The following is a 15,499-nucleotide window of genomic DNA, read 5'->3' on the forward strand; positions in this document are numbered from 1 at the left end:
ACTGTTATCGAACCCTTTTATATGTTTGAATAAAGTTTTCCAACAGCTTCATCCCGTGACTCGTCATAATTGATTCCGGATGAAACTGAACCCCTTCAACCGGCAATGTTTTATGGCGAATCGCCATAATTTCGTTTTCTTCTGTCCAAGCGGAAATTTCAAAACAATCTGGCAATGTTTCTTTTTCAACAATAAGAGAATGATAACGAGTGGCCGTAAACGGGCTAGGAACATTGGCGAAAATGGTTGTTCCATCATGGAAAATTGGCGACGTTTTACCGTGCATTAAACGGTCAGCACGAATGACTTTTCCCCCAAATACTTGAGCAATCGCTTGATGCCCAAGGCAAACTCCAAAAATCGGAATTTTCCCTGCAAAGTATTCGATGGCTTCCATGCTGATGCCCGCCTCATTAGGAGTGCAAGGACCAGGCGAAATCATAAGAAAATCAGGGCTTAGTGTCTCTATCTCCTTAATCGTAATCTCATCATTTCGTTTTACGATTAATTCTTCCCCTAACACACCTAGATATTGCACTAAGTTGTATGTAAAAGAATCGTAATTATCAACCATTAAAATCATCGATCTCACCTCATGCTCTCAATAGTTTCTCTGCTTCGCTCAGCTCTTTTGCTTTCCAAAGGGCTGCCGCCTTTTTCAAACATTCCTGATATTCATGTTCAGGGTGGGAATCCATAACAATTCCAGCTCCCGCTTGCACATGAGCTATTCCGTCTTTAGCAATCATCGTGCGAATCGCAATATTGAATTCCATATCCCCATCGAAGCTAATCCACCCGATGGAACCAGTATATACACCACGACGTACCAGCTCCAGCTCTTCGATAATTTCCATTGTCCGTACTTTTGGAGCACCAGTAATCGTACCGCCAGGAAACATTGCTTGTATAATATCAAATACATCTTTTCCTTGCTGCAATTTTCCCGACACATGGGACACAATATGCATAACGTGGGAATAACGTTCGATTGTCATCCATTCGTCTACTTTTACTGTACCATATTGGCATACACGTCCTAAATCGTTGCGCTCTAAATCGACGAGCATCGCATGTTCTGCTATTTCCTTTTCGTTTTTTCTTTTGTTTGGATGATACCCGCAGGAGTTAAACCAATAATACTATATCGTCCGCCCTGACCGCTTTCTAGCAGAGCATGATACGGCTCACCAGCGGCAAGCATCTTATATTGCCGAAACCAATCATGTTTCGAATAAGGAATCGTTCGCCTCTTTCTATTTCTCCATTTCCGCACAGCGATATCACTCCCTTTATTAGCCATGCATATTCTTATTGTACAATGAGTCGCGGAACATATCATTACAAAAAAATTTCGACAGGGGTCCTCCCCTGTCGAAATAGGATGCTTACTCCTCAAATTGATAAAGCGGTGTACTTAAGTAACGTTCTCCATTACTTGGAATAATTGCCAGCACTTTTTTTCCTTTTCCAAGCTCTTTGGCGACCTTCAATGCAGCATGAATAGCGGCACCAGAAGAAATTCCGCCAAGTATTCCTTCTTCGCGAGCAGCGCGGCGAGCAGCGGCGAACGCTTCTTCTGTTGTAACGGTAATGACTCCATCATAAATGCTTGTATCTAAAATGTCCGGCACAAATCCGGCGCCGATTCCTTGAATTTTATGAGGACCTGGTTTTCCGCCCGATAATACTGGTGAATCAGCAGGTTCTACGGCATAAATTTTAATGTTTGGATATGTTTCGCGAAGCACTTGTCCTGCCCCTGTAATCGTTCCGCCAGTACCGACGCCGGCAATAAACGCATCTAATTGGTCACCCATTTGCTCAACAATTTCTTTTCCAGTCGTTAACCGATGGATTTCTGGGTTTGCCTCATTCTTAAATTGTTGTGGCATAAAATAGCCATGCTCTCTTACTAGCTCTTCCGCCTTCGCAATCGCGCCGCGCATTCCTTCGCTTCCTGGTGTCAACACTAATTCAGCGCCATATGCGCGCAACAAATTGCGACGTTCTAAACTCATCGTATCTGGCATGACTAAAACCGCTTTATACCCTTTTGCCGCGGCAACCATCGCCAATCCAATTCCGGTGTTTCCGCTTGTCGGCTCTACAATCGTGTCACCAGGTTTTAATTTTCCGGCTTTTTCCGCCGCTTCGATCATCGCTAAGGCAATACGGTCTTTGACGCTGCTGCCAGGGTTCATAAATTCCAGTTTTAAATATACATCGGCGCTATCTTCATCAACAATGCGGTTTAATTTCACTGCAGGCGTATCGCCAATAAGCTCTGTAATGGAGTTTACTGTTCTTGCCATCTTTCCACCCCTAATCCCGATTAATTTTATCGAATTTGTTTAAAATGTATCAGTTATTGATGGAATTGTCAATCATTTTAATTTTTTGCTTCTGCAAGTTGTTTTAATTGTTCGAGCTCTTCTTTTGTAAAATGATACGTTTCATTACAAAAATGACATGATGCTTCGGCATACCCTTCTTTTTCCATAATGTCTTGAATTTCTTGTGGACCTAAACTAATAATCGCATCGGCAATTCTCTCCCGCGAACAGCGACATACAAACGAAACAGGAAGTGTTTCAAGTACTTTGACATTTCCCTTTCCAAGCAGTTCCTCTAAAATTTCTTCCGGTGTTAGCCCGCTTTCAACCATTTTCGAAACTGGAGGAATCGTTTGTAAACGCTGTTCGATTTGTTCAATCGTCTTCTCTTCCGTTCCCGGCATCAGCTGGATGATAAAGCCTCCTGCCGCCAATATCGTGTTGTCTGGATTCACAAGTACACCAACCCCGACAGAAGACGGAACTTGTTCCGAAGAAGCAAAATAGTACGTGAAATCTTCACCAAGTTCCCCGGAAATAATCGGCACTTGTCCTGTAAAGAAATCACGCAATCCTAAGTCTTTTACAACCGTTAACATGCCATTTTTGCCTACCGCCTTTGCCACGTCTAATTTCCCATGTTCGTTTAAATCAAAGTGAACGTGTGGATTTGTGACGTATCCACGCACCTCTCCCTTGGCGTTGCTGTCGACCAAAATGGTGCCGATTGGACCGCCGCCATCAATTTTAATCGTTAATTTATCGTCTCCTTTTAACATGGCTCCCATCATGACCCCCGCCGTAATAGCCCGGCCAAGCGCTGCGGAAGCAGTCGGCCATGTTTGATGGCGGCGCTGTGCCTCGCTAACGGTATCTGTTGTTCGTGCGGCATACGCTCTTACTTGTCCATCATAAGCTAAGGCTTTCACTAAGTAGTCTGACATACACACTCAACCTTTCATTGTTTTTTATCAACGTTTTTCTCGTATAAAATTTTTAATCCTGTCAGCGTCAAAAACGGATCAACAATATCAATCACACTAGATTCGCTGGCAATTAAGGACGCTAACCCTCCTGTTGCAATCACTTTTGGAGGAACAGAGCTTTTTGCTTTCATCCGCGAAACAATGCCCTCCACTTGCCCCACGTATCCATATAAAATTCCAGCTTGCATCGCACTAACAGTATTTTTCCCAATAATGTCATCCGGACGGGCAATTTCGATACGAGGCAATTTCGCAGCTCGCGCGAAAAGCGCTTCCGTGGAAATCATAATCCCTGGAGCAATAGCGCCCCCCATATATTGTTTATGTTCATTAATATAACAATACGTCGTTGCCGTACCAAAGTCGACAATAATGAGAGGGCTGCCATACAAGTGAATGCCGGCAACCGCGTTCACAATTCGGTCTGCCCCTACTTCTCGCGGATTATCGTATTTAATATTCAGTCCTGTTTTAATCCCTGGCCCGACGATAATCGGCTTAATATGAAAGTATTTTAAACACATTCGCTCAAGCGCAAACATAATCGGCGGCACCACGGAAGAGATAATAATACCATCAATGTCGGAAAACTGAAGCCCGACATGGTTCAATAACGCCTTGATCGTCATGGCGTATTCATCTTCCGTTTTGCCCCGGCTCGTTTCGATGCGCCAATGATGCTTTAATTCATCGCCATCATATACTCCTAACACCGTATTGGTATTGCCAACGTCTAACACAAAAATCATCGTTTCATCACCACTTCTCATAAATTGTTACTTTCTACATCATATCATATCTTGTTTTTACTCGGATAAAAAAAGATGTCCCTTAAAAAGAGACATCTTACTCATCTTTCTTTTGAATATTTATTTTGACGTCATTGTTATCCTCATTATTTTTATTGTCATTGCCATTATTTGCATCACGGTTTGGCAATGTTCCATGTTCGAATAAATGTTTAATTTGTTCTGCATCTAACGTTTCTACTTCTAGCAATGTAGTAGCGATTAACTCCAGTTTATCACGATGTTGTGTTAAAATGTTTTTCGCCTTCTCATAACATTCTTTAATAATCCGTTGAATTTCTAAATCAATTTCATATGCAATTTTATCGCTGTAGTTTTGCTCATTGTGCAAGTCACGCCCTAAAAACACTTGCCCGCTCGGCTGCCCAAATTGCAATGGACCAAGCTTCTCACTCATTCCAAACTCGGTGACCATGCGGCGAGCAATGTTCGTCGCACGTTGGAAGTCATTATGCGCCCCTGTGCTCACTTCGTTAAACACAATTTCTTCCGCAACGCGCCCGCCTAATAAACCGGTAATTTTATCTAACAAGTCTTGCTTTGTCATAAAATAGCGGTCTTCTTTCGGAAGCATAACCGCGTAACCACCGGCTTGGCCACGTGGAACGATCGTCACTTTATGCACCATTTCCGCATTATCAAGCACCATACCAATGACGGTATGACCCGCTTCATGGTATGCAACAATGCGTCGCTCTTTTTCTGAGATGACGCGGCTTTTCTTTGCCGGTCCGGCGATGACACGGTCTGTCGCCTCATCGATGTCGCTCATATCAATTTTCTTTTTATTCCGTCGCGCCGCAACAAGGGCCGCCTCGTTCAACAAGTTTTCTAAATCAGCACCAGAGAAGCCTGGTGTACGCATTGCAATCGCTTTTAAATCAACGGATTCATCAAGCGGCTTATTGCGAGCGTGTACGCGCAATACCGCTTCACGCCCTTTTACGTCCGGACGGTCTACCGTAATTTGCCGGTCAAAACGACCTGGACGTAACAATGCTGGGTCTAAAATATCCGGGCGGTTTGTCGCTGCGATGATAATAATTCCTTCGTTTCCATTGAATCCATCCATCTCGACAAGCAATTGGTTGAGCGTTTGTTCACGCTCATCATGTCCGCCGCCAAGACCTGCTCCGCGTTGACGGCCAACCGCATCAATTTCGTCAATAAAAATGATACATGGCGCGTTCTTTTTCGCGGTTTCGAACAAATCGCGCACACGTGACGCACCGACACCGACGAACATTTCTACGAAGTCGGAACCGCTGATGGAGAAAAACGGTACGCCAGCTTCTCCTGCAACCGCGCGCGCAAGCAACGTTTTCCCTGTCCCCGGAGGCCCAACAAGAAGAACTCCTTTCGGAATACGGGCGCCAAGCTCCACAAACTTCCGCGGATCTTTTAAAAATTCCACAATTTCCACAAGCTCTTGTTTTTCTTCATCCGCACCAGCAACATCGCGGAAACGAACTTTTTTCTTGTCGTCCGTATATAAGCGCGCCCGGCTTTTTCCAAAGTTCATTACCCGGCTGCCGCCGCCTTGCACTTGGTTCAACAAGAAGAAAAACAAGATAAAAATGATGACAAACGGGATGATTGAAGTGAAAAAGGTGACCCATCCGCTCGTTTCATCCGCAGGCATTACTTCCACTCTTGTTCTTTTCGCTGCAGCGTCAATACGGTTCAGCACCGTATCGCTGTTCATGACATAAGTGGAAAAGTATTGATCCTCACTGTACGTTTTGAGCTGTCCCCTTATCTCATACACACCGCGCTCCGGTTTCATGGAAAACGATTTAACATCGCCATTTTCTAAATGTGTAATAAAGGCATCGTATGTCATCGGTTCCGTCCGTTGATTGCTTCCGTTAAAGAAGCTGACTACACCGATCACAACGAGAAAAATCAATAAGTAAAATATGGTATTTCGGAAGATCCGATTCATCTCTTGCCTCCTCCCATATGAAACACACTATACTCAATAGTATCATAGAAAATTGTATAAATACAAACAATTCGCTAGCGGCTGAAAAAGCAAACTACTTATTGTACACTTCCGGTTTCAGCACTCCGATAAAAGGAAGATTACGGTATTTCTCACAATAGTCTAAGCCATAGCCGACAACAAATTCGTCAGGAACGATAAAACCGGCATAATCTGCTTGAATATCCGCCTTGCGTCCGGAAGGTTTATCTAATAAGGTAACAATTTTAATCGAGTTCGCTTTCCGATAACGGAATAAGTCGACTAAATAACTTAATGTTAAACCACTATCAATAATATCCTCGATAATTAAAATGTCACGCCCTTCCACAGAAGTATTTAAATCCTTTAAAATTTTCACTTCGCCGGATGATACCGTCGCGTTTCCATAACTGGACACATCCATAAAATCCATTTCTAAATATGTATCGATATGCTTTAACAAATCTGCCATAAACGGCATGGCCCCTTTTAGTACTCCGACGGCTAACGGAAAACGCCCTTCATATTCTTCTGTCAACAGCTTGCCTAGCTCCTTTACCTTTTCTTGAATTTGCTCCTCCGTAATAAGTATTTTTTGGATATCGTCTTTCATCCCCATCTTTCTTTTCCTCCTAGATGTTCATTGCTCTTTATAGTGTAATACAATGTAGCTTGCTTTTGTAACATTTGTTGCTTCAAAATTTGATTTTTTTAACTTCGGAACCCATAAAATATTTCCTTGCGCGTCTTCTACAATTGGCCAGCGATCCCTTTCATATAAAGGAATTTTCGCTTCAATGAAAATTTCCTTAACCTTCTTTGTCCCTTTTGTCCCTTTCAACGTCATCCGGTCACCAGCGCGGCGTGTTCGTACTCGTAACGGAAGACGAACCGCTTCCGGATCAATAATAAATACATCGTTTCCCTTCTGTTCTTTCGGATAGTGTTCCCAAAATTCACTAATGATTACATGATTGTTTGGGAGGGGCAATACAGCTGGAATATCCAGCTCGAATGCATAGCTTATATCTTCTTTTTCCTCTCGAAATGTAAACAAGCAACGGTCATAAGAACGAATGACTTTTAAGCCATGCGGAAAGTCTAATCTTCCTGAAGGATGGTCGCGGTTTAAAAACGTAAATATATTATGGATATGTACAGACGAAAGGGAAGAAGGGATGTCTTTATAAAGATAGTTCAATATTAGTTGAATCCCTCTTCTTTGTAAAGGTTTTGGCATCGCCTGAAATGGTTCAATTTTTAATGCAACCGTATCATGTTGTTTTTCCATTACTTTATTCATCGCATCTTTCGCTAATTCCTCTAAAAATAACTCATCTTCCATTACCATTTCACTATACGATTGGAACCGCTCATGAAGACGCGGATTTTCCTTTTTTAAAAATGGAATAACATGGTGGCGAAACCGATTTCTTGTATAATCATCTTTATCATTACTAGCATCATGACGAGGCGTAATTTGATGTTGTCGACAATACGCATCAATATCTGCACGGCTGATCGCCAAAAACGGGCGAATAATATATCCTCCGTAAAATGGGCGCTTTGCCGGAATACCGGCATAGCCTTTGCTAGTACTGCCGCGCACAAGCCGCATTAAAATCGTTTCAACTTGGTCATCGCCATGATGGCCTAAAGCTAAATAATGCGCTTTATATTTTTTCATCAGTTCACCGAAAAAACGGTAACGGCATTGACGCGCCGCCTCTTGAACACTTAATTTGGACTCGCGCTGGAATGCCGGAACATCCATTTGCACCGCCTCACATATAATACCGCGCGCCGCGCAAAAATGTTTCACAAAATTCATATCTTCCTCTGACTGTTTACCGCGAAACATATGATCTACATGTGCGGCGATCAACGTGATATTCCATTCTTGTCGAATCGACCAAAAAAAATGCAACAGCGCTAGTGAATCCGGTCCTCCCGATACGCCAACAATGACCATCGAATTCGGAGTGAGCAGCTCATGTTTTTTTATAAACTCGTACACTTCCGCAATCATTCGGAAAAACCCTCTTTATAATAACGTAATTCTAAAATTCATCGTACCATTATTACAATATTTTCTCAAAAATCTCGCCCAATTATTTTATCAAAAATAAACATCATAGCGATAAAAATTTGTCAAGGAAGTACTTGATGGTATACATATATTGCGTATGCGCATAAAAGTACGGCAACGATCAACGCTGTTTCCAACACTCCCTTTGTTTTGCTGCGTTTTCTTTTTTTATTTCGGCGTGTTTTTTGCATCGTTCTCTGGAAAGTACGCTGGTTGGAATGAGAATGATAAGAACGCTGAAGAGCGGTCAAAAAGTCTTGTTTCATTTCGGAAGCTCTTTTATATTTCCCATCAATCGCTTTCATCAACACCGTCTGATATGTCCGCAACGTATCATCTGCCTGAATGATGGAGATTAGCTGACGGCGTCCATCTCCTTTCCGCTCAAATTTGATTGGATAACAAGCTTGGATCATGATCATTGCCACAGCAAATAAATCATATGAAGGCTCTGCTTTTCGTGACCCCACTCCCCAATAACCGCGATCGTAAAATTCGGTAAACTCTTTAACAGCTCTTCCTTGCAACGTTGTTCCTCCCACATCAAGAAGACGGACCGTCGGCGGCGGACCTGCAACTAACAAGTTTTCGGGCTTCAAATCGCCAAATACCCATCCTTCTTGGTGAAGCTGGTCAAGGGCAGATAAAAGCTGTAACAAAAGAACGACTACCCACTCTTTTCCACGTTTGCGAATAAACGTAAAAAAATTTTCTCCTTTGATATATTCCATCACATAAAAAGGAATCGTTTTATTCATCAAAGGATTTACCCAGTCATCAACATCTAGTAAAGAAGGTCCAAGGGCAACTCCCTGGACCTTGGAAAATCGACGTAATACATTGACCTCTGATGCGATCGCCGCGCTATTATCGCTTAACTTTAAAGCAACAAGCCCCTTCGTGCTTTCCGCCAAATAAACGACCCCGTTAGCTCCATTTCCAAGCGGTTTTACCAGCTTGTACGAATGGCGGTGCCACTTTCCTGTCACGACCGTCCCTAGCGGAAGATTACATAGATTCTTCAAAGTATGATTCATCATCACGAATCAAACCCCTTAACGACCGCTTTTTCTCAAAATATGTTAATGCTTCGCGCAAGGCCGGTCCTGTCGGTGTCAATCCTCCCGATGTTAATTTTGGAAAAACAGTGGAAAGCTCCTCTATTTTCGGCGTCCAGTCAACAATTTTTTCTACATTTCCTCGTTTCCCCGGAAATACAAACACAGCGAAACGATTATCACCGATACGTGCATTAAGGCTAAGGGACAAATCAAGCAGTGCCTCTTTCACCGTTGGCAATTTCGTTTTCATACTCCCGCTCGTATCTATTAATATTAAAACTTCTAATTCCACTGTTTCTCCAAGTTCATCGACGACTTCCATCACCTCTCCTCGTTTTTCCGGAGGCAAATCTTCAAGCGACACGTTCGATCCTAATATTTGCTTCAATTCTCTATTCACGACACCTTGAAGCGTTTGTGTCATTGCCTTTCTCGTTACCATTTGCACCGTTTGAGACAGCTGTTTGGCATAGACAACTTGGCTGATTCCACCTCCCGATAAAGCGATCCCTTCAATTTCACGCAATCCACTTTCATCAATCGTATCTTGGTCAAGAACACCGATCACATTCACCGTAATCCCTTGTTCTTTTGCTAAAGAAGCCATCGCAATCGGGTCTTCTCCATGATTGGAACAGCCATCTGTAATAAGCAAAATTTGCCGCAACGTTCCTTTGCGCATCTGATCTTCCCCTCCTCAGCTAATGTATTACAAGCATCGCCGGAGGATGGGGATTTTATACCATTATTGCGCTTTTTTTGTATACATATAAGCTGGAATCGTCGCCCATTTTGGCGTGTTATGCTTGATTTTCGCAACGACTACCGTCATGTCGTCTTCAATTCTTCCAGAACGGCTTCGGATCACTTCTTCCATAATTAAGTCTGCCACTTCTTGCGGGTCGTTCGTTTTCAATTCTTTAATTTTCCGCTTCATCCATAAATCGTAATTTTCTACGTGCGGCGGTCCTTCAAACACCCCATCGCTCATCATAATAAGCAAGTCGCCCGCTTTTAATTGTTCACTGACAATCTCAAAGTCCGCTTCTTTAATAATTCCGATTGGCAAGTTGCTTGCCTCAATTTTCATGACTTTATCCCCGCGTTTGACAAAGCTTGGCGTGGAACCGACTTTTAAAAACTTCGTGACAGCGTTTTGCAAATCAATAATGGCTAAATCTAATGTAGAAAACATATCTTCTGTCGTCCGTAATGATAAAATGGAATTAACGGATTTAATGGCAATAGATTCATCAATTCCTGTTTGTAAAATTTCTTGTAAAAGACGCAACGTTTCATTGCTTTCGTTATGTGCACGCTCTCCATTTCCCATTCCATCGCTGATCGCAATCGCATATTTTCCTGTTCCGAGTTCAATCATGGAATAGCTATCACCGGAAACAAGACCGCCGCCTTTTGCCGCAAACGCTACGCCTGTTTCTACGACGAACGCTTTTGTTGAGCCGAATGCTACTCGGCAATAACCGTTCGGGTAAGCGGCGCATTCTTCGCGCTTTACCACAATCGTTTCTCCTAAAATATCGGATAGCATCGGCGCAATTAATTTTTCACATTCGCCGCGGCCTTCACAATATGGAATGCTCATTTCAATATCGATATTTCCTTTTTCTAAGCTATAAATATCAACGTGTCCGATTTCAATCCCGAATTCTTGCAAGGCGTGAAAGATTTGTTCCTCCTGCAAATAATGATTTTCACGCTCCCGCTGAATTTCCTTAGCGAAATCTTCCATCACTTGCGAGACACCCAACAGCTGTTCGGCAACCAACTTTCTGCTTTCATTCATTTGTTTGCGCAGTTTACGATTCGCTTGATAAAACGTCACGTCTTTTTCAATCATGTCGACTACTTTGCTTGCTTTTACGCAATGGTTGTCCCATTCTCGCAATAGTTTATGGTTATGTTCCAAAATTCCCGCATCTGCTTCTAGCATAATTTGCTTCATATATTCATATGTTGTATCAAAGTTGTATGACCAACATTGTTCTTTTTTAAAGCAAGTTTGGCACGTTTTTTCCGTAATATCGCTTAAAAAGTAATCAATTTCCCGTTCGCTATAATCTTCATCAGAAGAAATTAGACTCTTCGTTGAAAAGCTATTGGCCAGCGCTTGAAATACGTGAGAAAATTGGGAAACGCGCTGTGCAGTCACATCGCGAATTTTGCGGACATACTGCTGCTGTTCATTGGCATATTCTGCTGTACCAGGAATGTGTTTTGCGATTTTTTCCGTCAATGAGCGAGACGTAAATGCAAATAGAATAATCGCCAAGAACGACTCCATCACTGTTGGAATAATTTCTGCCTTACCGCTCCCATATAAGCCAATCAGCAAGGTAGCGATGAGCAATCCGAAAGACACGCCGGCTTTCTTTCCTTCTTTTAATAAGCCTCCTAAAAGACCAGCAAACGCTAACAAACTCATTTCGTATAAATTACCGACGTTCGCTAAACTTAAAATAAGCCCTGTTACTACTCCTACTGTAGAGCCAATCGTCGCTCCTGCCACAAACGCAAAAATTAACACAAGATAGCGGGACATTACATGTTCAAGTGAAAGTCCATAGAACGTCCAACCGATCATCCCCGTTAACATCGACGCAATTAAAATAATGAGCGAAATAATTTCTTCGGCTCTTAACGCTTGTTTATATTTGCGAATCATTAACAACGGGATGCTTTGAATAAAAATAAGTGTCAATACAAATGCGAGCCCTGCTTCGACAAACGCCATCATTGCATCATATAGCGTCCTATTTCCCAACAAATAATAGAAAATGGCTAATTTTGTAGAAAATGATAGACAAAATACAACAAAAGGCACCATTTTTAACGACTCACTAAAAAACTTCCTTATAAATGCATTCACAACCAGGAAACCGAATATTCCGACAAATACAAATAACGTTGCCTCAAACGATAGAGTAAGTGAACCTGCAAGCAATGCAATAAATGCTAGTGCTGCTTTATCGCGGCGCAACATATAAACAGCGGCAAAAAACGGTAAAGCAAATGGAGTTAGCTTGGATAGAATAAGAGCTCGTCCAAGCAGAAAACCGATAATAAGAAGAAGAAACCCCTTATGAATAAATAAATGTCCGACTCGCAATTTCACATGGCGCACCCACCGCGACAACACAGCCTGTGTCTCATGAATAGGCACTTCTGAAATTTGATTCATAAACCTTCTTTCTACTCTTTCCACTCCGATCCCACTCCTTTGTTTTTCTGTTGCTCCTATTATACATTTCCAATAGTCAAAAATTTGTCAAAAAAAGAAAAGCAACCAAAAAAACCGTTCGACGTATTTCTTGCTAACATGCCATAAGTTCACATTGAACTACCCCTACTTACCGGCTAATGACGGTGGAAGGGGGGATTCTTGTTTCCTTTGGCTGTTGTTGCTCAAAGGTCCCAAGAATCCCCTCCGTTCATTTATGACAGAAGAAGAACGTTCTTCAACTATTAAGATTACTAAAAAACAAAAAATGCCGATTCATCCCCTATCTATGCGCTGCTTAGAGGCGGGGCCTTCTCGGCAAAAAAGATAAATTCCCAAAAAACATAAAAAACGAGGGCGCCTCTCTTTCGAGAAACACCCTCGTTTTTTAGTGACCCGTACGGGATTCGAACCCGTGTTACCGCCGTGAAAGGGCGGTGTCTTAACCACTTGACCAACGGGCCTCATATGGTAGCGGCGGAGGGAATCGAACCCCCGACCTCACGGGTATGAACCGTACGCTCTAGCCAGCTGAGCTACGCCGCCACGCAACAACATTTCTTATAATAATGATAAAACATGTGATTGTCAATAGCTTTTCTACAGGAAATATATTAGAAAAATTTGTTGTGAAACAATATAAAAAATTCCACATACACGAACGGCAAAATACATCTGCCTTCTCGCTAAAAAATAAGAAAAAGCATCCATCACCGTGGATGCTTTTTAGCTGTTATTCACTATTATGATATGATCATCCTTATACATTCAGCAGCAAGTTACCCACGTCTCGCGCCACGACCTCCCCGCTTTGATTCCATATGGCGTCTAAGAGATGCTAGACGATCTTCACTTTCTTTAAGAAAGCGGCTGATTTTTTGTTCAAAGCTTTCTGTTGCGGCTCGATCATTGGCCTTATAGCGTGGACGCTGCGAAGGTTGCGTATCTTTTGCTTTTTTAATGGATAAACCAATTTTTCCATCTTTCTCTACGTTAATGACCTTGACATTAACGATATCTCCAACTTTAAGATGATCGTTAATATCCTTTACGTAATTATCCGCTACCTCACTAATATGAACTAGTCCAGTTACACCTTCTGGCAGCTCCACAAACGCTCCGAATTTCGTAATCCCCGTTACTTTGCCTCGTAACTTGCTGCCTACTTCAATTGACATAAAAAAAGTGCTCCTCCTTAAAAAACTTTCAAAATTATTTCCTTTATTATAACGAATGTAAAAAACAAGTGTCAATAAGATGAGTGCCTGAATTTATCGAACATCACAGGACAAAAGATTATTTTTCGGGGACGACAAAAATAATCTCCCCATCCTTCGATAAATAATATTTTTTTCTTGCTAACTCAGCGATATATTCATCATCATGCAATTTTTTAATTTCCTCTTTCAGGTGTTTTTGCTGTTTCTCGAGCTTGTCTAGCTGCTGCTCAAGCTGCTTTTTATCTGCTAATTTCGCTTCAATGTCCTTTGATTGAGAGTGGAGGGTGTAAAGAAATATCGAAGATAACGCTGCTAATACAACGCTAAAAAACGTAAAACGAACGACGGCGATTCGTCGTCTTCTCGACGCTTTCTCCCTCTTTTCTTCCTGAACTGATATGTATGAAGATTGTAACTTTGTTACATTTGTTTTATGCGGTACGCTCACTGTTTTCACACCTCCACCCTTACTTTCGCCGTTTTATGAAACTATCTTTCATATTCTTCACTTGGCGAATAATTCCTGCTAAATAGCTGAAAATTTTTTCTAGCGGCTGTTTCCAATGTTTTGGAATTCCTCTCCAAATCATAAAACCAATCCAGCGAACCGGAGCAAATAATATCTTTACACATTGATACAAAATATGAAGGAAAGAGGAAAACAATTTCCATACAAAAAACGAAAGTGCCAATAATATTTGAAAAAGCAATTGAATCGGGCGAACGATGGAATAATAGCACAACTGAACAAAAAAGCGGTATAACCGCACCGCAAACCAAATCGTCCATTCAAGCACTTTTAAATATATCATACGGAACAAACTTTGATAAGCAGCATACCCACATAAAATCGCTAGAAAAATATAAAAGCGCAGCTCGCCTTCATTGACGAGCAGTAAAACGTAAAAAATAATCAAACCTTGAACAATCCAAAATAAAATATCATTAATAAAAACGATCCAATGGGCGCGGTCCTGTCGTTTTAAAAAGCGGTTATACGTATCGAGCGCGGCGCCAAGCCAGCTGCCCATTCCGATCATCGCCAGCATTGTCGCCAGCTGCGTCGTTAAACTCATTTGAACAACTTGCTAAAGAATCCTTTAGCCTTCTCCTGATGGTCATCTAAATAAACAAGGTCAAAAATTCTCCCTTTAATTGAAACGACCCCTTTATCCACGTCTAAGTTTTTCATTTGCAAATTTTGTCCGCGAATCGATAAAAACCCCATCACCGTTTCAAGCAAAAATTCCTCATTATCAAAACTTTCCACTTGCTTGACTCCCGTAATATCAAGGAGTCTTCTCCCCCGCATAATGACGTCATGCTCTTGGACAGGACCTTTATTCGTATTGCCTCCAAAATCATAATGTTGGCTCATGTTCATCCCCCGCATTCATATTGAAATCGAGTCAAATGAGAGTCTATTTCCTATCCGTGTTTGTACCATATGTATGAATGCAGGGGAAATTTTAGAACAAGCCTATCCGTATAAATTGAAGCTATCCATTACTCTTTCGTCGTGGCATCGAGCTGTTCTTCTCGAATCACTTCATACAAACTAGCTGCTTCCTCTTTTTTTGTCGTTTCCTTCAAATCAGTCACTTTCACCGTTAGCTTCTTCTGTCCAAATTGAATCGTTAGTTCATCGCCAACTTTCACTGTAGAGCTTGCTTTTGCAACGGCGCCGTTAATCATAATACGCCCTTGATCCGCTACTTCTTTCGCTAACGTGCGGCGTTTAATAAGACGGGAAACTTTTAAAAATTTATCTAAACGCATATACGTCTCTCC

Annotated in this window: 16 protein-coding genes, 2 tRNA genes and 1 pseudogene; all 19 read right to left on the reverse strand. The window is 41.9% G+C overall.

Annotation, left to right across the window (positions count from 1 at the left end):
* Window positions 1-4: 4 nt before the first annotated feature.
* On the reverse strand, window positions 5-583 hold the full coding sequence (gene pabA, locus FNL97_RS17435) for an aminodeoxychorismate/anthranilate synthase component II (protein WP_143416249.1): 579 nt from the start codon (window positions 581-583) through the stop codon (window positions 5-7).
* A 10-nt stretch (window positions 584-593) separates the two neighbouring features.
* A pseudogene (locus FNL97_RS17440) lies at window positions 594-1,100 on the reverse strand (anthranilate synthase component I family protein); the annotation flags it as partial.
* Window positions 1,082-1,276: a hypothetical protein gene (locus FNL97_RS18635; RefSeq protein WP_286173421.1), complete on the reverse strand. Its 195-nt coding sequence runs from the start codon at window positions 1,274-1,276 to the stop codon at window positions 1,082-1,084. The gene FNL97_RS18635 and the pseudogene FNL97_RS17440, both read right to left, overlap by 19 nt.
* A 112-nt stretch (window positions 1,277-1,388) precedes the next feature.
* Window positions 1,389-2,315: a cysteine synthase A gene (gene cysK / locus FNL97_RS17445; RefSeq protein WP_012748844.1), complete on the reverse strand. Its 927-nt coding sequence runs from the start codon at window positions 2,313-2,315 to the stop codon at window positions 1,389-1,391.
* 77 nt (window positions 2,316-2,392) lie between these two features.
* Complete coding sequence (hslO, locus tag FNL97_RS17450) at window positions 2,393-3,280, reverse strand: Hsp33 family molecular chaperone HslO (protein ID WP_012748843.1); 888 nt, start codon at window positions 3,278-3,280, stop codon at window positions 2,393-2,395.
* A 14-nt stretch (window positions 3,281-3,294) separates the two neighbouring features.
* Window positions 3,295-4,071: a type III pantothenate kinase gene (locus FNL97_RS17455; RefSeq protein ID WP_012748842.1), complete on the reverse strand. Its 777-nt coding sequence runs from the start codon at window positions 4,069-4,071 to the stop codon at window positions 3,295-3,297.
* 97 nt (window positions 4,072-4,168) lie between these two features.
* The gene (gene ftsH / locus FNL97_RS17460) at window positions 4,169-6,076 is read right to left on the reverse strand and encodes an ATP-dependent zinc metalloprotease FtsH (RefSeq protein WP_143416250.1); all 1,908 of its coding nucleotides are present in this window, start codon (window positions 6,074-6,076) and stop codon (window positions 4,169-4,171) included.
* A gap of 94 nt (window positions 6,077-6,170) precedes the next feature.
* Window positions 6,171-6,716 (reverse strand): hypoxanthine phosphoribosyltransferase, encoded by a 546-nt coding sequence (hpt, locus tag FNL97_RS18640; protein ID WP_012748840.1) that lies wholly within the window; start codon window positions 6,714-6,716, stop codon window positions 6,171-6,173.
* Window positions 6,717-6,737: 21 nt separating this feature from the next.
* Entirely contained in the window at window positions 6,738-8,126 is a 1,389-nt protein-coding gene (tilS, locus tag FNL97_RS17465; protein WP_286173422.1) for a tRNA lysidine(34) synthetase TilS, read from the reverse strand.
* A gap of 122 nt (window positions 8,127-8,248) precedes the next feature.
* On the reverse strand, window positions 8,249-9,226 hold the full coding sequence (gene prkT, locus FNL97_RS17470) for a serine/threonine protein kinase PrkT (RefSeq protein WP_143416251.1): 978 nt from the start codon (window positions 9,224-9,226) through the stop codon (window positions 8,249-8,251).
* Window positions 9,195-9,929, reverse strand: a complete 735-nt coding sequence (locus tag FNL97_RS17475; RefSeq protein WP_143416252.1) for a VWA domain-containing protein — start codon at window positions 9,927-9,929, stop codon at window positions 9,195-9,197. Before FNL97_RS17475 ends, prkT begins: the two co-directional genes overlap by 32 nt.
* Before the next feature lie 63 nt (window positions 9,930-9,992).
* Complete coding sequence (spoIIE, locus tag FNL97_RS17480) at window positions 9,993-12,473, reverse strand: stage II sporulation protein E (RefSeq protein ID WP_143416253.1); 2,481 nt, start codon at window positions 12,471-12,473, stop codon at window positions 9,993-9,995.
* A gap of 407 nt (window positions 12,474-12,880) precedes the next feature.
* Window positions 12,881-12,952: transfer RNA gene (locus FNL97_RS17485), tRNA-Glu, on the reverse strand.
* A 5-nt stretch (window positions 12,953-12,957) separates the two neighbouring features.
* Window positions 12,958-13,034 (reverse strand) — tRNA-Met (locus FNL97_RS17490).
* Between the two features lie 233 nt (window positions 13,035-13,267).
* Window positions 13,268-13,666, reverse strand: a complete 399-nt coding sequence (locus FNL97_RS17495) for a S1 domain-containing RNA-binding protein (RefSeq protein WP_012748835.1) — start codon at window positions 13,664-13,666, stop codon at window positions 13,268-13,270.
* A 118-nt stretch (window positions 13,667-13,784) separates the two neighbouring features.
* Entirely contained in the window at window positions 13,785-14,156 is a 372-nt protein-coding gene (locus tag FNL97_RS17500; RefSeq protein ID WP_012748834.1) for an FtsB family cell division protein, read from the reverse strand.
* Between the two features lie 19 nt (window positions 14,157-14,175).
* Window positions 14,176-14,784, reverse strand: a complete 609-nt coding sequence (gene yabQ, locus FNL97_RS17505) for a spore cortex biosynthesis protein YabQ (RefSeq protein WP_012748833.1) — start codon at window positions 14,782-14,784, stop codon at window positions 14,176-14,178.
* Window positions 14,781-15,086 (reverse strand): sporulation protein YabP, encoded by a 306-nt coding sequence (yabP, locus tag FNL97_RS17510; protein WP_003247459.1) that lies wholly within the window; start codon window positions 15,084-15,086, stop codon window positions 14,781-14,783. The genes yabQ and yabP overlap by 4 nt, the downstream gene beginning before the upstream one ends.
* A 128-nt stretch (window positions 15,087-15,214) precedes the next feature.
* Complete coding sequence (locus FNL97_RS17515; protein WP_143416254.1) at window positions 15,215-15,487, reverse strand: RNA-binding S4 domain-containing protein; 273 nt, start codon at window positions 15,485-15,487, stop codon at window positions 15,215-15,217.
* Window positions 15,488-15,499 lie beyond the last annotated feature (12 nt).

It is taken from the genome of Geobacillus sp. E263 (assembly GCF_007197795.1).
GTDB classification, from domain to species: domain Bacteria; phylum Bacillota; class Bacilli; order Bacillales; family Anoxybacillaceae; genus Parageobacillus_B; species Parageobacillus_B toebii.